Here is an 18,056-nt window from a genome sequence, read left to right on the forward strand (position 1 = left end):
AATTGAGTATCACGGTCCACGTTCTCCCGCTGCCGTTGTTCGCCGATGTCATCACGGGCTCCCTGTCGTGTCGTAACCTGCTGTGGCACTGCAGATGACGATGCCCTGATGTTGACCGCGGGCGTATCCGCCGATCAGCCGGAGTAGCGGGGGAGCAGGGTGTCCACCGATCGGCGGACACGAAGACGCGGAGCGCCGGCCGGGCACGGTTCACGCGGTGTGCCCGTGCTCGGCGGCGAACCTATTCGACGGGGATGTCCAGGACTGCCTTGCCGGCCACCTGCCGGCCGAGCAGTGCTGTCGCGGCGTCGGACACCTCGTCCCACGACCTGCGCAGCCCCACCTGAGGATCGATGTCGCCCGATGCGATCAACCCCAGCAGGTACTCCAGATCCGGTGCGAGAGGTGCACGCATCATGAAAGTTTCCAGACGCTTTCGCGCACCCGTTCTGCGGGCGGCCTCGAAGTCGATCGTCGACGGGGCGCCGGAGGCCATACCTATCGATTGCAGTGATCCACCGTCGGACAGCAGACCGAAGGCCTCCGTGAGCAGAGAGCCGCCCACGTTCTCGAGGACCCCGAACGCCGGAGCCACACCGTCGAGTCCGACCACCACTTCGGCCGCGCCGAGCTCTGTGAGCCCCGCACCACGCGGCCGCGAGCCGACCGCCGCGACGACGTGAGCGCCCGCGCGTGCGGCCAACTGGACTGCGAACCTGCCGACGCCACCGGACGCGCCGGTGATCAGGACACGTCTGCCGACCACCGATCCCAGCGCGCGCAGGGCCTGCAGGGCCGTCACACCCGCGACGGGAACGGCTGCCGCGGTGCCGAAGTCGACCGGATCGGGAATCAGTGCGAGGTTGTCAGTGGTGATCGCGCGGCGTTGCGCCCACCCGCCCTGGCCGCCGAAACCGACCACCCGAGCGCCGACGGGAGGCCCGGAACCGTCGGCCGCGGCAACGGACACCACTCCGGCGGAATCCCACCCGGGTACCTCCCCTGGCTGACGCATCCCGTCGATCCAGTGCAGCTCCCCGAAGTTCAGGGCGAAGGATCGGACGTCGACAAGCGACTCCGATGGACCGGTGACGGGCTCGTCGACATCGGCGACGCGGAGCTTGGAGGGCTGGTCCGGGTCGTAGACGACAGCACGCATTCTTGCTTCAAACCTGGTGGTCGGGAGCTTATTCCCGCCGCTCCGACCTGCGTCCGCAGGCCAACATCGAGAAATTTCTAAACGGATCGTTTTGTTAAGGACCAAAGAGATATAAACTGAACGAATCGTTTAGAATTATGGAACCAAGGGAGGCACTCGTGACCGGAGATCTGAAAGTTGGGTTGATCGGGGCGAATGCGGAGCGCGGATGGGCACGTGCTGCCCACGTACCCGCCATCGCGGCGCTGACAGGCCTGGAACTGGCCGCAGTGGCCACCAGGCGCCAAGAATCCGCCGACGCAGCCGCCGCCGCCTTCGACGCACCCGCCGCATATGGGGACCCGCTCGACCTGATCCGCAACGGGGCCGTGGACATCGTGGCGGTGGCCACCACCGTGTCGTCCCATCACGAGCTGATCGTCGCCGCCCTTCGCGCCGGCAAACACGTCATCACCGAATGGCCGGTGGCCTCGACGGTGGAGGAGACTGCCGAGATCGCCAGTCTCGACCGTCTCGTAGTGTCACCCCCGCTGCCGGGGGTCGGCACCCGCATCCTCGACCCTGACGTGCAACGCGAGTACTGGTATCAGAACTTTCATCAACTCCCGTTGATCGAGGAGACACTCGACGCACGGCCCGACGCCGTGCACTCGTACCTAAGCTACTTCTGGAATCACTGGACGAGGCCGGACTATCGTCCTGACGATGCCGAGATCTCGCGTCTGACAATGCTTTACGCCGAGCCGGGGGCGATGGTGGCCTCGGTCAAGTACTACCGTGCCGGAGCCGGCGCGGTGAGTCAGGCGCTGCACGAGACGCCACCCGGACGCGACGCCCGCATTACTGCACCGACAATCGTGCTGTGGCCGGGTGCGGACGCCCTGATACGGCCCGAATGGGCTGACCACCTGGAGGATTACTTCGTCGAGGTGGACTTCCGCCTCGTCGACTGCGGCCACTTCACCCCGGTGGAGGCGCCGGACGAGTTCGCCGCGGCTGTCGCGGACGCGGTCGCAGGACGGCCGTCCTGACGCCGACGAATGCAACCGGTGTCGATCGAAGAATTGAAGGAGAGAAGGACTGTGTCAATCTGGTTCATCACGGGGACATCTCGTGGCTTCGGCCATCTGATGGTGGCGGCGGCACTGGAGGCGGGCGACCAGGTCGTCGCGACTGCGCGCCGGCCGGAGGGCATCGCTGCGGCGTTCCCAGACGCCGGCGATCAACTCTTGATTCACGCCCTCGACGTCAGTGACGAGTCGCAGGCAGTGGCGGCGGTCGACGCCGCGCTGAAGCGATTCGGCCGCATCGACGTTCTGGTCAACAACGCCGGCTACGGAATCTTCGGCGCGGTGGAGGAGGTCTCGGACCAGGAGGTGCGAGCGGTATTCGATGCCAACGTTTTTGGCTTGCTGAACGTCACTCGCGCTGTACTGCCCACTCTCCGCGTGCAGGGGTCGGGCAGAATCATCAACATCGGCTCGAGCGCCGGCATCGCGGTCGGAGCGGGGCGCGGAATCTATGGAGCCACAAAATTCGCTGTCGAGGCCATCAGCGAGGCGCTGCGCGCAGAACTCGCGCCTTTGGGCGTGAAGGTCTCCGTCGTCGAACCCGGATCGTTCCGCACCGATTTCCTGGCGCACCACGACCAGCGTCGGCCAGGAAAGTCCACCGACGCCTACGCCGACACCGTGGGCGCACTGCAGAACGCCATCAATGGCCTCGACGGCAAGCAGCCGGGAGACCCGGTCAAAGCGGTGTCAGCCATCCGTGCGCTGGCTGTAGCCGACGATCCGCCGCTTCGGCTGCCGCTCGGCAGTGACAGCGTCGCCTTGTTCGAGCAGAAAGCGGCGTCGCTGGCGGAGACCGTCGAGGCTCAGCGGACCCGCGCAGCGGCGACCGACTTCGCGTCGGCCTGAGCGAACTTGCGTGCTGCGCCTAGCGAGTGTGTGGAGTGTCGGCGGGTTGGGCGATAGCCCCCCGGATGAACATCGCGAGTGCGCGGGCGGGAAGGCTCGAATCCAGGGAACTGTTCGCTGCTCGTTGGAGCGCCAGTCCATGGGACAGGGCGATCTGCGAGACGCCGAACTCGTACGGACTCAGGTCGGAGGTGATGCCCAGGCGATCAAAATGGCTGGCGATCAGCTCGGCGAGGCGCTGTCGGTAGCTTTCGTAGATCTCGGAGAACTGAACGGCTTTGGGGCCGCCGCGCATCGCGTACAGCTGGAACTCGGTGGTCAACAGACACCAGCTGCTGTCGTTGCCGAGCACCTGATAGCGCCGTTCGATCGCGGGAGCGAGATCGGCGGCAGTCTCGATGCGGTCGAGGGCGCGGCTCAGGGTGGCGACCTCGACGTCGAGATGGTGGCCCAGGAGCTCGACGAACAGATCGTCTTTCGACTCGAAGTTGGAATAGAAGGCGCCCCGCGAGTAGCCCGCCTCTTCTGCGATGACGTCGATTGGCGCGGCTTCGAAACCCACCCGGCAAAACACACGGCCCGCGGCCTCGACGAGGCGCTGGCGCGTCACCGCCCGTTGCTCGGCGCGCGTCAAGCGGGGCATGGATCCCTGCTCCCTCCGTCCGGCCTGCCGATCAGCGTATCCCAGGATCGAAATCTATTCGACAGGTCTGCATTCTGATACGTTTATGTATCTAAAGTAGATGCTGCATATCAACGCACGCCGGTCCGAGGAAGTGTGAAGCCATGACGATCATCTCGACAAGGACCGCCGGCGCATGACCGACGACGAACGCTCCGTACCCAGCGTGCCGACGGCGCGAGAATGGATCGGCGACAACGAGACGTTCACGAGCCGCCGCGGACACCGCATCGCCTACCGCCGTCATGGTGAAGGGCCGACTTTGCTTCTGCTGCACGGCTTTCCGACCTGGTCCTACGACTACGCGGCCGTGGCTGTGGACCTGGAGCGCGACCACGACGTGATCACCATGGACTTTCTCGGATACGGCGTATCGGACAAACCCCGGGGCTACCGCTACACGGTGACGGAGTCCGCCGACATTGTCGAAGACCTGCTGGCCCACCTCGACGTCCGCGCGGTGCGTCTGGTCGTTCACGACTACGGGGGAATCGTCGGTCAAGAACTCCTGCAACGCATCTCCGCGCATCGCCTCAGGTTCACGATCGAGTCGGTCGTGGTGTTGAACTGCGGCATCGTCTACAGCGCCTACCGACCCACTCGGTTGCAGCAGCTGCTCATCATGCCGGTCATCGGCAAGTTCGTCGCCGGTCGTATCACGGCGGACCGGACACGCGCGGGACTGGACGCCGTGCGGGGGACCGGCCTCATCGATGCCGAATTCGACGACCTCTGGGTCGGAATGTCCTACCTGGACGGTCACAAGCTCGCCCACGCGCACATCAAATACAACGCCGAACGCGCGAAGCACCACCAGCAGTGGGAGGCCGCGCTCGCCGAGTGGCCCGGCCCGCTGAAACTCGTGTGGGGACTGAACGATCCGGTGTCGGGTCGTCACGTACTCGAACACGCCAGAATCGTGTTGCCGCGCGCCGAGGTGGTCGAACTCCCCGGTGTCGGCCACTTCCCCCAGCACGAGGCGCCGCGCGCGGTTGCCGACGCAATCCGCGCACGTTGAATGTGGCCACCGCGCACCGGCGCACGCTCGCCGCTGACAACCGCTCGCGCACATCGTGCGCTTGGTCGACCATCTCGGCGCTGGAAAGCAGGCCGACGTCGGGGTGACCCACGAGAGACACGGCGCATCTCAAGCAAACGCATCGTTCAGTTTTACGATGGGCGCATGTCAGCTTCGAAGGCGCCAGCCAGTGCCGATCCGGCCCTTCCTCCTCGCAAGCGCGGCCGGCCGGTGAGCGCCCAATCGCGGCAGGCCGTCCTCGACGCCGCCGTCGGCCTGTTGGATGAACGTGGAGTGGCAGGCTTCACCATCGATGAAGTCGCTCGTCGTAGCGGTGTCAGCAAGGCCACCATCTACAAGCACTGGACGAACGGTTTCGATCTCGCGGCGGCGGCCTACGGTGACATCGTCACCGGGGCTGTGCCCGTTCTCGATACCGGCAACGCTGTAGACGATCTCTTCGACCAGGTCGTCAGGCTGGCCCGCTTCTACGGCAGCGCGCGGGGCCGGGTGGTTGCGCAGGTGCTCGGCGCCGCCCCGAGTCATGACAAGGGCACGGCTACGCTGCGCGACGCCTATTTCTCGGAACGGCGGACCGCTACCGTCGCGCTCATCCGAAAAGGGCAGGGGAACCGCCAGCTTCGACCCGACCTCGATCCGGACCTTACTGTCGACTTCTTGTTCGGGCCCGTGGTGTTTCGCATGTTCAACGGCTTGGGGCCACTCGACGACGCCGAAGCGCGCGTGGTCGCCGACATGGGGATACGCGCGATAGCGCTGAACCCGGGGGCCTGACGGCTGGGTTCGTCGACGACCCGGGGATGAGAACCTCGAGAATGGCGATCCGCTCGACGGTTTCGCCGGACTCCGCGACACGTGGTCGAAGCGGTTCAGTACTCGTGTCGCGTTCTCACGGCGCGGTCTTCAGGTTTACTTCAGCCCTCACCGATAGCGTCGGTTGCCCGAGCCAGCGTGTGAAGGAGCAGCCGATGAGCGAGTTGGTTGGGAGTGGCGGGAACATGCCCGCCAAGAAGGCGCCGGGCAAGAAAGCGCCAGGCAAAAAAGCCGCCAAGAAGGCGCCCGGCAAGAAGGCCGCGGCGAAGAAGGCCGCGGCGAAGAAGGCGCCCGGCAAGAAAGTGCCGGGCAAGAAGGCGCCCGGCAAGAAAGCGCCAGGTAAGAAGGCTGCGAAAAAGGTGCCCGGCAAGAAAACGCCGGGCAAGAAGGCGTCCAGTGGTTTTGCGGCATCGCACTCCGGGGGAGCCGATGCGCCGCCGAGGATGAAGGTGCCGGAACTGCCTGCGCCACCGAGTGATCCGCTGTCGGTGCTAGGGCTCGATGAGGTCCACACCGCGGCTGACCTGAACCGTGCTTGGCGGCGCTATGCCGCCCGTCACCATCCCGACCGGGGTGGCGATGCGTTGACGTTCACGCGCGGGCGGTTGGCGTACGAGGAGCTGCTTGCTCGGCGATGACCGAGGTGCGGTCGCCGCCCGCTCATGTCCGCCGATCACCACCACGTCGAATCGATCGGCACTGCTCATGGTGGTCTTCCTCCAAAGACGTCACGCCGCCGACGAGGCCGCCGATTCGCCCGATGGATGAGGTATACATTCAGTATGCAACCCCTGTCGGGTCGGGATCGCGCGTATGCATATTTGCGTGACCAGGTGCTCAGTTCGCCGGCCGCAACGGGAACGTTCCTCAACGAACAACAGCTGGCCACGCAGATCGGTGTGTCCCGCACCCCGGTCCGGGAAGCTCTGCTGACCTTGCAGGCCGAGGGTCTGGTCGAGATGGTGCCCAAGCGCGGGGTGTTCGTGCCCGCGATGTCCGGCCGCCAGATCACCGAATTGATGGATCTGCGTGGGGCATTGGAGCGCCATGCGGCGTCGACCTGCTTACGCGCAGACAGGGCGCCGGTGGCACAGATGGAGTCCACTCTGATCGATCAGTCCCACCTGTGCGCCTCCGACGACGACAGTGCCGCGCAGCGTTTCATCGAACTGGACACCCGGTTCCACCAGATCCTCATCGACGCCGCAGGCAGCGACCTGCTCTCGCGTACCTACGCCGGGCTGCGTGCCCGGCAGCTGCGGGTCGGACTGACCGCGTTGCTGCACGGGCACGAGCGCCGGCGCGACGTCTGCTCCGAGCACCGCACCATCGTCGATGCGCTGGCCGGCGGCGACGAGCACCAGGCTCATCGCGCCATCGACGAGCATCTGCGGGTCACTTTGCAGATTCTGTTGCAGGCGTAGTGGTTTCGGCGATCTCCCGGTAGTGCTCCTCTTCGGAGCTGTCGGGGTCACGCCCCAGCGCCAAGCCGATCACGGTGAGCACGCCCACCACCGCGATGTAGCCGAAGATCGCGGGCCAGCCGCCCGTGGCGTCCAACAGGTAGGTGAACAGCAGCGGAGCGATGGCACCGCCGAAGACCCCGGCGATCGTGTACGCCAGCGAGGCGCCTGTCGAGCGCAGCCGCACCGTGAACTGCTCGGTGACGAAGGCGGCCGGCGGGCCGTACATGAACGAGTGGAACGCCAAGCCGATCACCACGCCGAGCACCAGCAGCGGGAACGAGGCGGTGTCGATCAACAGGAAGAAGATCAGCGTCCAGATCACCCCGCCGACGGCGGCCACGCCGTAGACCATGCGCCGGTTGAACCGGTCGGACACCGCGCCGGCCAGTGGGATGAGTCCGAGCTGGAACGCCGAGCCGATCAGGATGGCGATCAGCACCTGACTGCGTTCCATGCCGAGCTCCAGTGTGCCGTATGTGATGGAGAAGACAGTGAACAAGGCGTACATCACGTCCGGGGCGATGCGCGACAGGATGGCCGCGATCAGCGGCCGGGTCTGGGTGGTGAAGACGTCCTTGATGGGTGCCTCGGGGCGGTCTCCGCTCTCCTGGAGCGCCTTGAACACCGGAGTGTCCTCCAACTTGAGCCGGATCCACAGCCCGAAGCCGATCAGAACTGCGGATAGCAGGAAGGCGAGGCGCCACCCCCAGTCCTCGAACTGCTCCTCCGAGAAGGCCAGGGTCAACGCGGCCAGGGCGCCGTTGGCCAGCAGGTTGCCGGCGGGCGGGCCCACCTGAGCCGCTGAGGCCCAGAAGCCGCGTCGTCTCGGATCGCCGTACTCACTGGAGAGCAGCACCGCACCGCCCCATTCACCGCCGACGGCAACACCCTGGGCGAATCGCATGGCCACCAGCAGGATGGGCGCTGCGATGCCGATCGAGGCGTAGCTGGGGATGAGGCCGATGGCGAAGGTGGTGACGCCGATCAGCAGCAGGGTGATCACCAGAAGCTGTTTGCGGCCGATGATGTCGCCGAGACGGCCGAACACGAATCCGCCGATGGGCCGTGCGACGTACCCGACGGCGTAGGTGGAGAACGCCAGGAGCGTGCCCGTCAGAGGGTCACTCTCGGGGAAGAACACCACCGGGAACACCAGCGCGGCGGCGGCGGAGTAGACCGCGAAGTCGTACCACTCGAGCGCTGTGCCGGTGAGGCTGGCGGCGAAAGCCTTGGTCAGGCTCCTTTTATCGGCTGCTTGGGCCGTCATCGAACCAATCCTCTTCGTGTGTGGGCCGCGCGTCAGGCGACCATGTGACGTACCATACTCTTCGTATACAACATGTATGCCGAATGACGGTCAAGCGGTGAAACGCAAAATTTACGAGAAGGAGCAGGCGTGATGCTTACGTTCGAACTGCCCGACGGATCCACGGTGACGGTGGAGCCCACCACGGTCCTCAACGCCGGATATGCGGGTCGTAACCAGGATGAGGTGGCCGCGCACATCGCGGAACTGGCCGAGCTCGGAGTGCCTGCCCCGTCTGTCACACCCGCGCTATACCCCGTCTCGCCCTACCTGGCACAGCAGACCGATACCGTGCACACCCAGCACGACCACACCTCGGGGGAGGCCGAGTGGGCGCTGGTGATCACCGACGATGAAGACGTCCTCCTGACGGTGGCGTGTGACCACACCGACCGCACCCTGGAAACCCACAGTGTGGCGTGGAGCAAGAACGCCGCCCCCGACGTGCTGGGCACCAAGGCGTGGCGCCTGCGTGACATCGCCGACCGGCTCGACGCGATCACCCTCAAGGCCTGGGTGGGTGCCGACGAGACGCTGATCCAGTCCGGCACGATGGCCGACCTGCTGGGTCCCGACTACTGGGTGGGCGTCCTGCGCGAGCGCGGCCTGTTCCGTCCCGGCACCGTGCTGCTGTCGGGCACCATCACCATGCTGCCCGACGTGAACCAGTTCGCCGACGCGTGGAAGGTCGAATTGTCGGACCCAGCAACAGGATTCACTTCGACGTGCCATTACCGAACCAAGGCGATGCCCGAGCCCATCGGTTAGGTCGTGGTCCGCCGGGAAGATCCCGGGCGCATCGGGTGGAGATTCTGACGTGGTGCCCCCGGCAGGATTCGAACCTGCGGCCTTCTGCTCCATAGACGGACAGTCGGAAACATTAGCTGACGTGGTGCAAATTACGAAAGTCTGTCGCAAGCCCCGGAAAATCCGACAGAACCTGCCGGCGTGAGAAGGTCGAAGACGAGCCCCGCTACTTCCGCTATCAGCAAAGCCCAATGGGGGAGTAGCAGTATGACAGATCACCTGCATCATCTCGACGACTGGATCTTGTCCATGCACAGCGAGCGGCGGTCCTTCGCCGTCATCACTGAACGTGTCCGAGTAGTCCGGCAATTCGCGGCTGAGCAGGGCATTCAGCCTTGCGATGCGACAGCCATGGACATCGTCAGCTGGTTCGCAGCGCACCGTACCGACTGGTCCATTGGAACAGCCGGCACCTACCACGGTTACCTCAAAGCGTGGTTCCACTGGCTACAGTTCGACGACCGTCGCGTAGATAATCCGATCGTGAAGGTACGACGGCCAAGGACGCCCGATCGCGAACCCCGACCCGTTTCGGATACCGGCCTATTGACGTTGCTGAAAACGCCGATGCATCACCGAACCCGCGTGATGATTCTGCTGGCGGTTCTCGCCGGCCTGCGCGTAAGCGAGATCGCCGCGGTTCGCGGCGAGCACGTCGACCTTTCGGTTCCGGCGATCTGGGTTGACGGGAAGAACCGAAAGGCTCGTACCATTCCGCTTCACCCGCTGCTGGTCGAGGCGGCGGCGACGATGCCCGCGCATGGCGACTGGTTTCCGGCCAATTCGACCCGGCCAGGGGAGCAGATCCTCGGCAAATCGGTGTCGCACATCATCAGCCTTGTCATGCGGCGAGCCAAGGTAGCCGGCACGCCGCATAAGCTTCGACACTGGTTCGGAACGACGCTGCTCGACGACGGCGCCGATATCCGCACCGTGCAAGAGCTGCTACGACACGCCTCCTTGAACACGACGCAGATCTACACGAAGGTTCCCGATCGACGTCGGCACGACGCGATCAACAGGCTTGATCCGTTCCGAGGTCGCGCCGCCTGACGGCTACTGTCGACGCGATGCCCCGACATGTGACTCGCGTCGTCGTCACGCAGCTTGAGCCCGACGACGCCAGCCCTGATCCGTGGCTGGTGGAGTGGACGATCAGCGGTCGCGGTGAGCAGCGGCACCGGCTCGACTCGCGGGCCGCGGCCCGGACGTTGACGCAGAACCTACTCGGCGAGGTCGCGCCCGGCCTGTCGCGCGACGACGTGCTCACGCTGAACCTACGCGGCTGATCGCCGCGGCGCTGTAGGCTGCGCCAGCATGAGGGGGAAGCTCATGCTCGCGGGGGTGTTGGCGGCTGCCGCTGCAGCATCGTGGGCGCCCATTGCCGCCGCTGACCCGCCGCCGCCTGGCTGTGAACGGATACCGCTACTCGGCCTGAACCCGCAGATCCGCGAGATCTGCGATCTGCCGATGCGTGACGACGGGACATGGGAGCGGTGGCGGTGGTTCTGGCATCCCGAATACGTGAGCAGCGTGTGCGACGGCGTCTACGCAGGGTTTGACGACTGCCCGCAATGGGCGAAGCGGCGCACACCGGCTTACCAGAGCGCCGTCGACAAGTACGTGCTCACGCCCGCGACTGTTCCCCCAGGCGAACCCGGATACATCGGCGGCTAACCGCCGTCGTGGCTCAGGTGTGACCGGCGCGCGGCGGCGAACATGATGCGGGCCCGGCGCTCGAGGTTGGCTGGCACGGGAATCTCGGCGCTGAGCTCGGTCGCCCACGCTTCCATGTTGTCGATGAACTGACCGAAGTCGGTGCGCACCAGGCCGAGCTGGCGGGCGCAGTTGTCGCACTTCTCGCTGAGCCGGCCCATCTCCTGGCTCATGCCCTTCAGCACGGGGTCCCACGCCTCGGAGACGTCGCGGGCGACGTCGACCCGCCGCTCTTCCCATTCCTCGCGCTCTTTGCGTTCCTGTTCTGCCTTTTTCTTCGCTGCCTCGCGCTCTTGGTTTTTCCGTTCGACGCGTTTCGTCCACTGCTGTAGCAGCCACCCGAGCACCAGGACGACGATCGTGCCCAGCGGGCCCCACAGCGCGGAGTAGTCGGTGCCCTCGGCGGCCAGCGTGACGATCACGGCTGCCGTCGCGGCCGTAGGTTCACCGCGTCGTCACCCGGGTCGGCGGTGAGCAGCACGAAGCGCATCAGGTAGACGACGGTCACGAACGCGGCGTAGAAGCCGAGCAAGTTGCCGCCGCCAGGGACCGCCCAGTTCGCGGGGATCGTGAACAGCGCCATCAGCCCATTCCACACCGCGGAGATCAGCGACGAGGCGATGCTGACGCGCCGCATGTCCCGCGTCAGCCCGATCACGCCGAGCACGCCACCGAACCCGATGACGGCGCCGATGACGTGGTAGTCGGCGAACGTGGCGATCAGCGGCTGGTACAGCTCGCCGGTCATACGCTCAGCGCCGCCCAGCGACACGAACAGACCGAGGCCGAGCGCCCAGACGACGCCGACGACGCCGAGAATCCACTGCACAGCCCACAACCATTCGGCGCTCACCGAGTGGCCGCTGACGCGTGCAATGCGTTGCAGCCACAGCCATTCCGCGCGCGCCACACGTTGCGCCCACTTCACGATTGACTCCTGTCGGGTCGGGGCCAGATCTCAATCAGCTGGACCGCGTAGATCAGGCTGACGAGCAGCGCGAACAGCGACACCATGTTCGTGTTGCCGAACGCGCCGAGGTTGCCGGGGATGGTGTAACCGAAGTAGAGGCCGTGCCACGCGGAAGCGCTCAGGTAGAACACTTTCGTCGTGCGGCGGAAGCCTGCCCACTCGCCGACGACGCCGAGCACGCCGATGGTGAGCAGGCTGCCGCCGATGAACGCCGGGTGGGGTACGGCTTCCATCATCGCCCGATAGCTTTCGCGTTGGAACACTGAGCCGCCGTTGACGGTGAGGAACAGTCCGACGATCAGCGCCCACGCGACGAGCAGTGCGGAGCGCACCCAGTCGGCCGATGCCCGTTTGGCGGGGTCGACGTGGTGGCCCCGCACTCGCGGGATGCGCAGGCGCGCAAGCGCGGCGAAGCGCGTCACTCGGCTCGCGCGAGCTCGCTCGTCGGGCCGGTAGTGGGCGTGTTGGCCGCGGCGACGCCGCCACCGAACAGCACAGGTGCGAGGCCGGTCCACAGAGCCCACGTCTCGTCGGTGGTGAAGCCGTAGCGGACGAGCAGCGCACCGGCCGCGACCAGCGCCGGGTAGAGGAACTTCCGGAAGCCGCTCGCGGTGTTGAGCGTCGAGAGGCCGGCGTCGACGACGACCAGGGCGGCGGCCACCCACAGGTTCGCATCGGTGGCGGTCAGGTAACTCGCCGTGACGAGGATCGCGGCGATGGCCGGCAGCGCCACGTGCAGGAACGCGCGCGCGTCGGCGAAGGTACGGATGCTGAGCAGATTCATTGAAGAATTCCTTTCGGGATAGGTGGGTGTGCAACAGATTTCGATCAGCGCCGGAAACCGGCCATCACGTCGTAGGCGCGCTGCATCATCACGGGATCGAATTCGTATCCGCCGTGCGCCTGCAGGCCGGGCAGCGCCGCGAGAAGCTGGATCATGCCGGGAATGTTGGTGAGCACACCGGTCGGCGACAGCAGTCGGTAGAGCTGGTCGTCGACGTCGCGGTCGGCCGCCGAGTTGGCCTGCGACAGCAGCCCGCCGGCGCTGGCGAGTCCTGTGCCCAGCCCGCCGAACAGGCTCAGCCAGCTCGGGATGATCCGCATCGCCAGGCGCAGCACGTGCACGAAGAACGGCAGTTCCATCTCGGCCTCAACGATGATCCCGAACATGGTCGGCCGGATAGTGTCCGGCGCGACGGCGTAGAAGTCGTTCGGGTAATTGATGTCTGTGACCAGCTTCTCGAGCCACGGGTCGTAGGTGAGCCGAGAAATACCGGTCTTCGGGGTGCCGGGGTCGCCGAACAGGATCAGACCGTTGAGGCGGTCGCGAATCAGCTCGAACGGGCCCGCGGGGCCAAACAGGCGGGCCGCCGAGCGGCGCATCGCGTCCGCGGACTGGGAGTAGGCGCTGCCCCACAGCTCGACGTCGACAGCCGCCCGCGGATTCACCCGACGAGCGTCCATCGCGCGGATCACGTCAGGGTTCAGCCACAGCAGCCGCTCCCACTCGCGGTCAGCGAAGCCGATGACGTCGTTGTAGCTGAATTTCGGGTCACCGCCCATGAATCCGAGGTAGCCACCGATCGGGTAGCCGACCCACTGGTGGTTGATCTTCAGCACCTTCTGCGCCCGCTCGCCGAGCTGGTACGACGGCCCGACATTCCCGGGAGCACCAGAGCCGGGCATGGTGTAAATCCAGATCGGCCGGCGCCGCTCCTGCACGGGTGGTGTCGGTGTGCCTGTCCAGCGATACCCGGTGCGCGATGCCTCGAGGTCGCCGAACACGCCGGTGATCGGGACGCCGAGACGGCGCTGCAGCTCCCGGGTGAACGCCGCTTCGTCGTTGCCGTAGTACAGATCTCGCTTGCCGAGCAGGAACGCGTACGCCGGCGCCCACTTCTGGAAGTAGTCGTAGAATCGGCCGACCTCGGCGCCCTGCGAGCCGGACTTCAGCTCGGGCATCAGAGGGTCGCTGACAGGCCGAGGGCGACGAGGGTGGCCGGGCCGACGATGCCGTCGACGACCAGGCCGGCGCGGCGCTGGAATTCCTTGACCACGTACAGCGTCTGCGGGCCGAACTCGCCGTCGACGGCGAGCTTTGAGTACAGCGAGTAGTCGCGGTTGAGGCGCGCCTGAACCACCTTGACCTTGTCGCCGACGTCACCGAAGTCGATGAAGTCGATTCCCGGCGGCCGCGGGGGGTTGTACGGGATCGCCGCGCCGTCGATCGAGCCGGGCAGGTAGAAGAACTGGTGGAAGATCGGGTGATTCCAGTGCCGGCCGGGGCCGCCGTACTGCTGGCCGTAGCTGCCCGACGACTCGATCGCGATCCCTTCGAGGTCGCATGCCATGTGGCTGTTGCGGCCGCCGCCGGGTCCGTGCATCAGGCCGATGACGAGGACACTGCCGTTGGGCACGTCGGCGCGGTTGCCGCCGACGTTGATGGTGCCGAACGGTCCTTTCCCGCCGACCGGGATGTACCGGTATGCCTCGGTGGACAGGCCGTGCCGCGAGTAAGTCATCGCGACGCCGTTGATGGTGCCGTCGAGCGTGTGGGTCACGATGCCCGAGCAGTCCGTGGTGGGGCGGGGGTCGTCGCGGCGCCACTGGCCGCCGTAGCCGTAGCTGCGGTTGTCACGCATGCGGGCGTTGTTGGCGGCGTAGTCGACGTTCCGTCGGGTCAGTATGGGCATGTCGGTCTCCTTCGGGCATGGCTGTGGCCCGCACTGCCGGATGGCAGGCGGGGTGTGGATTAAAAGGCCGACGTCAGCGCGACGTCAGGCGGGCAGGTCGACGAACGGCACTCCGGCGAAGGCGCCGTGCGTGGCGCCGATGCGGCTATTGCGGTCGTTGACCGGTCTGTCGTACCCCGACCAGGCGGCGCGCAGATCGGACACCTTGGTCACGGTGTTCCCCCGCACTGCACCGAGGGTCGCTGATCCGCGCACGACGTAGACGTTCTCGTCGCAGTGCGAACCGCCGCTGTCGTCGGCGGCGGCCCCCCACAAGATGGCTTGGCCGGCGTTGGCGACGAACAGGTTGCGACGCACAGTCAGTCGAGCGTTGGTGTTGTTGTTGTCGGGGTTCTGCTGCACGCGCAGAGCGGGACTGTTGGCGTAGTCGTTAAAGACGATGTTGTCGAACGCCTGGCAGTCCTGAGCGGCCTTGAAGTACAGGCCCGACAAATACCCGGAGTAGATGATGTTGCGTTCGATCCGGCAATTGAGGGCCTGCTTGACGACGAGGCCCTGGCCGCTGCCTGCGTTCGCGCCGCCGTAGATCCGGTTACCGAAGACGAACACGCCGTCGCATCCGGCGCCGACAACGACAGCGTGGCCGTTGATGGTCCGCGCACGGTTCCCGATGACCGAGCCAGTGACCAGAACCCCAGTCGGGCCGTCGATGCCGATCTGCAACGCGTGCACACTGATCGTGTGATCGATGCAGTCGATCACGTTCTCGTGCACTTGGATCGCGGTTATCCCGAGCATTCGGATGCCGTAGCTGCCGACGATGAACGTGCAGTCGCGGATCTGCACGTCGGTCACCGATGCGGCCGACGAGCCATCGATTGCGAGGCCAAACGATGGGAATGGACCCATCTGCTCGAAAGAGCAAGCTACGAAGCGGAACCCGAAAGCATTCTGGCCAGCGGTGAAGTTGGAGCCTACGCAGCCGTTTGTTGTGCCGGTCGAGAGCGCTTGGAATCGGCACCGGCGGAACTCGATGTCGTTGGTGTTGTTCGATTGCAGGCGCACAACCCGTTGCACGGTGTCAGATTGAGCGCGGAAGGTGATCTGATCGAACCGCATGTGCTGGCCCGAAACGACCATCACGTAGACGGCGGTTGTACCGGTGACGACGACGCGATCCGGTAGCCCCGATTCTGGCGCGAATGTGACGCCCGCCGCGCTGTAGGCGGCGTTGGCCAGGAGGTAGCCAGAGCCGGAATCTTCGGCGTAGGTGCCGTCGCCGATCAGTACCAGGTCGCCGCCGACGGCGACTGACATCGCTTTCTTGATCGTGGCGTATGGCGCGTTAGTCGCGCCGGTTCCGGTCGAATCGTTGCCGTTGGTGCGAACGTAGATGGTGGTCACGACTGAATCTCCATGCTTCCCCCCGGGCCGAGCGTCACTGTCTTGGTTGCGCCGGCACGCTTCACGGTCTGGCTGTAGTCGGTGCTGTTGGTGAGCAGGAACGACCGCCCGGTTGGCACAGTGATGACCAGGGTCTGAGTTGCGCCGGTCAGTTCGACGATCCGCGACGCGCACTCCGCGGCCGTCAATGTGATCGGGTTTGTTCCCGCGACGCTCTTGGTGAGCTTTGCGGCGTTCGTGAACTTCTTGTCGGCGTCAACTCTCGAATATGCGGGTGGATCAATCAGTCCCATATCAGCTCACCGTCATCGCGGGTCGGGCCGTCACCGCGCCGCTGGCGTCACGTGTGAAGGCAGGTTGTGTGTAGGTGGTGGTCACGCCGTTGACGACGCGGGTCACTGTGTAGGAGTCGATAGCGCCGGGAACCGCGCCCGATTCGGTGCCGGTGAAGGTGCCGTTGGCGCCGTCGGGCCACACCACTGCGAAGCCGGTAGCAGCCCCCGTCGCCGACCGCGTGATCGTTCCCGCCGCTATCGCGTCAGGTGTGGCGGCCAGCGCGAGGGCTTGGGCGGACGACAGCGGTTGCGCGCGGAGAGCGGCCCGGAAGGCTGACCCCGGATCATTGATCAGCGCCATCAGATCGTTGATCGACATCGCCGACACCGGGTGGGGCACAAGCGGTGGAACGTGCGCGACCGTCGCGAGGTTCACCGTTCCGCCGTCGGCGGGCGCGTCGAACCAGAACTCGGCGAGCACGTTGTTCGGCGACGTCTTGATCTGGCATCGCCACTGAATCCCGGTGACAGGCAGGCCGGGATGGTTGGCCAGCAGTTTCGTTGTCGCGTCGGACACTTCGAGGTCGCCGGTGACGGGATCGACAGTGACCTTCGGCGAGCCGGGCTTGCTGTAGATCTGTCCCTGCCAGGTCAGGATGCTGTCGATGTTCGACTTCAGGATGACGTACGCGTCGTGCCAGACGGCTTCGCCAATCTCGCCGCTTTGCGGCGTGTCGAGGATCTCGCGAAGGTTGCCGGTGACGGCAAACTTGGGCAGCGGCATTGGTCAGCTCTCTCTCACGTCAGGGGGAACCACGTCGGAACTGCGGTGTAGTCGGGCGGGGGCACGGTGACCTGCTGTCCGCGTGAAGCGTTCTGGACGTAGGCCGCGTCGATGCCGGCACGCCGTCTCATGTCGACGTTGCGGGCCATGAACCGCGCCTTGATGTTGTCGAACCCGGGGAACGGGTAGGTGCGGATGATCCAGTACGTCACGCTGGGCTGAGCGGGGTCGACGTAGCTGAACGCGTCCGGGCTGGTCAGTCCCTTAGCGCCCTTCACGTCGTAGTGTGCGTGCGGCCCCGACGTCGACTTGAGGTAGGCGAAAAGCCCAGTTGCCCAGACCTTCCGCACGATGAGGCCGAACAGCAGGTCGAAGATGCGGGCCAGCTCGGAATAGCCCGGGTTCGTCGGCGCGTGCGCCCAGCCGTCGTACTGATTGGCCACCACGTCGGTCTTGATGCCCTGCATGTCGGCGGGGAGCCCGTAGCCGACCTGCCAGCCGCCGTGATTGGCCAGCGGTGTCGGGCAGGTCGAGTTGTGCGGGTCGCTCTTCGCGCTGCACTTCGTGCCGTCGCCGGGATAGACGGGCTTGTCCTGAGTCGGGTAGAGGTAGCACGAACCGGTGAACTTCGACTCGGGGAAGCCGAGCAGCACCGCCCGGATGCAGGCCGTCGTCTTGCCGGCCGCGGCCAGCGCGGCCAACAGGTCAGCCATGCGCTCGCGAAACAGCTTCGCAATTACCTGCGCGAAACCGGAGTGTCCGACGATGATGATCGGGTCTTCCGGTGTCGCTGTCGCGATCTCGGCATTGATCGCGTTGTAGAGGTTGGTCATGCCTTCGTGGGCGGACGGGTTGCTCACCTCGCCGCCAGAGCCTGGCCAGTCGACGTGCACGAGCCTGCGCTCCCCGGCGCTCGGGTTGCTCGGGTCGTAGTAGACCAGCTCGCCGCCGAGGACGTACTTGATGTCCAGGCCGCCCGTCCAGCCGGCGAACACACCGTCGCCATAGAGCACAGCGCCCATA

The 18,056-nt window shown here is 65.7% G+C and carries 22 protein-coding genes; 10 read left to right on the top strand and 12 right to left on the bottom strand.

The window, feature by feature from the left end; translation table 11 throughout:
• Positions 1-241: 241 nt before the first annotated feature.
• Entirely contained in the window at positions 242-1,159 is a 918-nt protein-coding gene (locus ACZYYX_RS16875; protein WP_463815692.1) for a zinc-binding dehydrogenase, read from the bottom strand.
• Between the two features lie 158 nt (positions 1,160-1,317).
• On the opposite strand from ACZYYX_RS16875, the gene ACZYYX_RS16880 reads away from it, so the two are divergent.
• Both ACZYYX_RS16880 and ACZYYX_RS16885 read left to right on the top strand, forming a co-directional pair.
• On the top strand, positions 1,318-2,190 hold the full coding sequence (locus ACZYYX_RS16880) for a Gfo/Idh/MocA family oxidoreductase (RefSeq protein WP_463815693.1): 873 nt from the start codon (positions 1,318-1,320) through the stop codon (positions 2,188-2,190).
• Positions 2,191-2,241: 51 nt separating this feature from the next.
• Positions 2,242-3,078, top strand: coding sequence for an SDR family NAD(P)-dependent oxidoreductase (locus tag ACZYYX_RS16885; protein WP_463815694.1), 837 nt, complete (start codon positions 2,242-2,244; stop codon positions 3,076-3,078).
• 19 nt (positions 3,079-3,097) lie between these two features.
• On the opposite strand, the gene ACZYYX_RS16890 is transcribed toward ACZYYX_RS16885, so the two are convergent.
• Positions 3,098-3,721 carry a TetR/AcrR family transcriptional regulator gene (locus tag ACZYYX_RS16890; protein ID WP_463815695.1) on the bottom strand — a complete coding sequence of 208 codons (624 nt, stop codon included), beginning with the start codon at positions 3,719-3,721 and terminating at the stop codon, positions 3,098-3,100.
• A 175-nt stretch (positions 3,722-3,896) separates the two neighbouring features.
• Here ACZYYX_RS16890 and ACZYYX_RS16895 point away from each other — a divergent pair, with 175 nt between their 5' ends.
• From ACZYYX_RS16895 to ACZYYX_RS16910, 4 genes are all read left to right on the top strand, one after another.
• The gene (locus ACZYYX_RS16895; protein WP_463815696.1) at positions 3,897-4,778 is read left to right on the top strand and encodes an alpha/beta fold hydrolase; all 882 of its coding nucleotides are present in this window, start codon (positions 3,897-3,899) and stop codon (positions 4,776-4,778) included.
• 165 nt (positions 4,779-4,943) lie between these two features.
• A complete protein-coding gene (locus ACZYYX_RS16900; RefSeq protein ID WP_463815697.1) occupies positions 4,944-5,573 on the top strand; it encodes a TetR/AcrR family transcriptional regulator in 630 nt (209 codons plus the stop codon).
• 194 nt (positions 5,574-5,767) lie between these two features.
• A complete protein-coding gene (locus tag ACZYYX_RS16905; protein WP_463815698.1) occupies positions 5,768-6,250 on the top strand; it encodes a J domain-containing protein in 483 nt (160 codons plus the stop codon).
• A gap of 195 nt (positions 6,251-6,445) precedes the next feature.
• The gene (locus ACZYYX_RS16910; RefSeq protein WP_463815699.1) at positions 6,446-7,036 is read left to right on the top strand and encodes a GntR family transcriptional regulator; all 591 of its coding nucleotides are present in this window, start codon (positions 6,446-6,448) and stop codon (positions 7,034-7,036) included.
• Here ACZYYX_RS16910 and ACZYYX_RS16915 read toward each other — a convergent pair.
• Positions 7,008-8,345 carry an MFS transporter gene (locus ACZYYX_RS16915; protein WP_463815700.1) on the bottom strand — a complete coding sequence of 446 codons (1,338 nt, stop codon included), beginning with the start codon at positions 8,343-8,345 and terminating at the stop codon, positions 7,008-7,010. The genes ACZYYX_RS16910 and ACZYYX_RS16915 overlap by 29 nt on opposite strands.
• A gap of 132 nt (positions 8,346-8,477) precedes the next feature.
• Here ACZYYX_RS16915 and ACZYYX_RS16920 point away from each other — a divergent pair, with 132 nt between their 5' ends.
• The 4 genes from ACZYYX_RS16920 to ACZYYX_RS16935 all read left to right on the top strand — a co-directional run bounded on the left by ACZYYX_RS16920 (position 8,478) and on the right by ACZYYX_RS16935 (position 10,868).
• Positions 8,478-9,152, top strand: coding sequence for a DUF2848 domain-containing protein (locus ACZYYX_RS16920; RefSeq protein WP_463815841.1), 675 nt, complete (start codon positions 8,478-8,480; stop codon positions 9,150-9,152).
• A 246-nt stretch (positions 9,153-9,398) separates the two neighbouring features.
• On the top strand, positions 9,399-10,244 hold the full coding sequence (locus ACZYYX_RS16925; protein WP_463815701.1) for a tyrosine-type recombinase/integrase: 846 nt from the start codon (positions 9,399-9,401) through the stop codon (positions 10,242-10,244).
• Positions 10,245-10,261: 17 nt separating this feature from the next.
• Positions 10,262-10,480 (top strand): hypothetical protein, encoded by a 219-nt coding sequence (locus ACZYYX_RS16930; RefSeq protein ID WP_463815702.1) that lies wholly within the window; start codon positions 10,262-10,264, stop codon positions 10,478-10,480.
• A gap of 28 nt (positions 10,481-10,508) precedes the next feature.
• Complete coding sequence (locus ACZYYX_RS16935; RefSeq protein ID WP_463815703.1) at positions 10,509-10,868, top strand: CDGP domain-containing protein; 360 nt, start codon at positions 10,509-10,511, stop codon at positions 10,866-10,868.
• Here ACZYYX_RS16935 and ACZYYX_RS16940 read toward each other — a convergent pair.
• The 9 genes from ACZYYX_RS16940 to ACZYYX_RS16980 form a co-directional block, all read right to left on the bottom strand.
• A complete protein-coding gene (locus ACZYYX_RS16940) occupies positions 10,865-11,329 on the bottom strand; it encodes a hypothetical protein (RefSeq protein WP_463815704.1) in 465 nt (154 codons plus the stop codon). The two genes, ACZYYX_RS16935 and ACZYYX_RS16940, sit on opposite strands and share 4 nt — an antisense overlap.
• Complete coding sequence (locus ACZYYX_RS16945; RefSeq protein ID WP_463815705.1) at positions 11,326-11,835, bottom strand: hypothetical protein; 510 nt, start codon at positions 11,833-11,835, stop codon at positions 11,326-11,328. Before ACZYYX_RS16945 ends, ACZYYX_RS16940 begins: the two co-directional genes overlap by 4 nt.
• Positions 11,832-12,299: a hypothetical protein gene (locus ACZYYX_RS16950; RefSeq protein WP_463815706.1), complete on the bottom strand. Its 468-nt coding sequence runs from the start codon at positions 12,297-12,299 to the stop codon at positions 11,832-11,834. Before ACZYYX_RS16950 ends, ACZYYX_RS16945 begins: the two co-directional genes overlap by 4 nt.
• Positions 12,296-12,661 carry a phage holin gene (locus ACZYYX_RS16955; protein ID WP_463815707.1) on the bottom strand — a complete coding sequence of 122 codons (366 nt, stop codon included), beginning with the start codon at positions 12,659-12,661 and terminating at the stop codon, positions 12,296-12,298. Before ACZYYX_RS16955 ends, ACZYYX_RS16950 begins: the two co-directional genes overlap by 4 nt.
• A 44-nt stretch (positions 12,662-12,705) precedes the next feature.
• A complete protein-coding gene (locus ACZYYX_RS16960) occupies positions 12,706-13,839 on the bottom strand; it encodes a peptidoglycan-binding protein (protein WP_463815708.1) in 1,134 nt (377 codons plus the stop codon).
• Complete coding sequence (locus ACZYYX_RS16965) at positions 13,839-14,570, bottom strand: peptidoglycan-binding domain-containing protein (RefSeq protein ID WP_463815709.1); 732 nt, start codon at positions 14,568-14,570, stop codon at positions 13,839-13,841. The genes ACZYYX_RS16960 and ACZYYX_RS16965 overlap by 1 nt, the downstream gene beginning before the upstream one ends.
• 84 nt (positions 14,571-14,654) lie before the next feature.
• Positions 14,655-16,148 carry a right-handed parallel beta-helix repeat-containing protein gene (locus ACZYYX_RS16970; protein WP_463815710.1) on the bottom strand — a complete coding sequence of 498 codons (1,494 nt, stop codon included), beginning with the start codon at positions 16,146-16,148 and terminating at the stop codon, positions 14,655-14,657.
• Positions 16,149-16,268: 120 nt separating this feature from the next.
• On the bottom strand, positions 16,269-17,033 hold the full coding sequence (locus ACZYYX_RS16975; protein WP_463815711.1) for a hypothetical protein: 765 nt from the start codon (positions 17,031-17,033) through the stop codon (positions 16,269-16,271).
• 14 nt (positions 17,034-17,047) lie between these two features.
• Complete coding sequence (locus tag ACZYYX_RS16980) at positions 17,048-18,055, bottom strand: hypothetical protein (RefSeq protein ID WP_463815712.1); 1,008 nt, start codon at positions 18,053-18,055, stop codon at positions 17,048-17,050.
• Between the last annotated feature and the right edge of the window lies 1 nt (position 18,056).

The sequence above is a fragment of the Mycobacterium sp. IDUB_1 genome (assembly GCF_055419625.1).

Coding starts and splice junctions, on each gene's coding strand:
- ACZYYX_RS16875 (WP_463815692.1), bottom strand. CDS start 1,159: ATGCGTGCTGTCGTCTACGACCCGGACCAGCCCTCCAAGCTCCGCGTC.
- ACZYYX_RS16890 (WP_463815695.1), bottom strand. CDS start 3,721: ATGCCCCGCTTGACGCGCGCCGAGCAACGGGCGGTGACGCGCCAGCGC.
- ACZYYX_RS16895 (WP_463815696.1), top strand. CDS start 3,897: ATGACCGACGACGAACGCTCCGTACCCAGCGTGCCGACGGCGCGAGAA.
- ACZYYX_RS16900 (WP_463815697.1), top strand. CDS start 4,944: ATGTCAGCTTCGAAGGCGCCAGCCAGTGCCGATCCGGCCCTTCCTCCT.
- ACZYYX_RS16905 (WP_463815698.1), top strand. CDS start 5,768: ATGAGCGAGTTGGTTGGGAGTGGCGGGAACATGCCCGCCAAGAAGGCG.
- ACZYYX_RS16915 (WP_463815700.1), bottom strand. CDS start 8,345: ATGACGGCCCAAGCAGCCGATAAAAGGAGCCTGACCAAGGCTTTCGCC.
- ACZYYX_RS16920 (WP_463815841.1), top strand. CDS start 8,478: ATGCTTACGTTCGAACTGCCCGACGGATCCACGGTGACGGTGGAGCCC.
- ACZYYX_RS16925 (WP_463815701.1), top strand. CDS start 9,399: ATGACAGATCACCTGCATCATCTCGACGACTGGATCTTGTCCATGCAC.
- ACZYYX_RS16930 (WP_463815702.1), top strand. CDS start 10,262: ATGCCCCGACATGTGACTCGCGTCGTCGTCACGCAGCTTGAGCCCGAC.
- ACZYYX_RS16935 (WP_463815703.1), top strand. CDS start 10,509: ATGAGGGGGAAGCTCATGCTCGCGGGGGTGTTGGCGGCTGCCGCTGCA.
- ACZYYX_RS16955 (WP_463815707.1), bottom strand. CDS start 12,661: ATGAATCTGCTCAGCATCCGTACCTTCGCCGACGCGCGCGCGTTCCTG.
- ACZYYX_RS16960 (WP_463815708.1), bottom strand. CDS start 13,839: ATGCCCGAGCTGAAGTCCGGCTCGCAGGGCGCCGAGGTCGGCCGATTC.
- ACZYYX_RS16965 (WP_463815709.1), bottom strand. CDS start 14,570: ATGCCCATACTGACCCGACGGAACGTCGACTACGCCGCCAACAACGCC.
- ACZYYX_RS16975 (WP_463815711.1), bottom strand. CDS start 17,033: ATGCCGCTGCCCAAGTTTGCCGTCACCGGCAACCTTCGCGAGATCCTC.
- ACZYYX_RS16980 (WP_463815712.1), bottom strand. CDS start 18,055: ATGGGCGCTGTGCTCTATGGCGACGGTGTGTTCGCCGGCTGGACGGGC.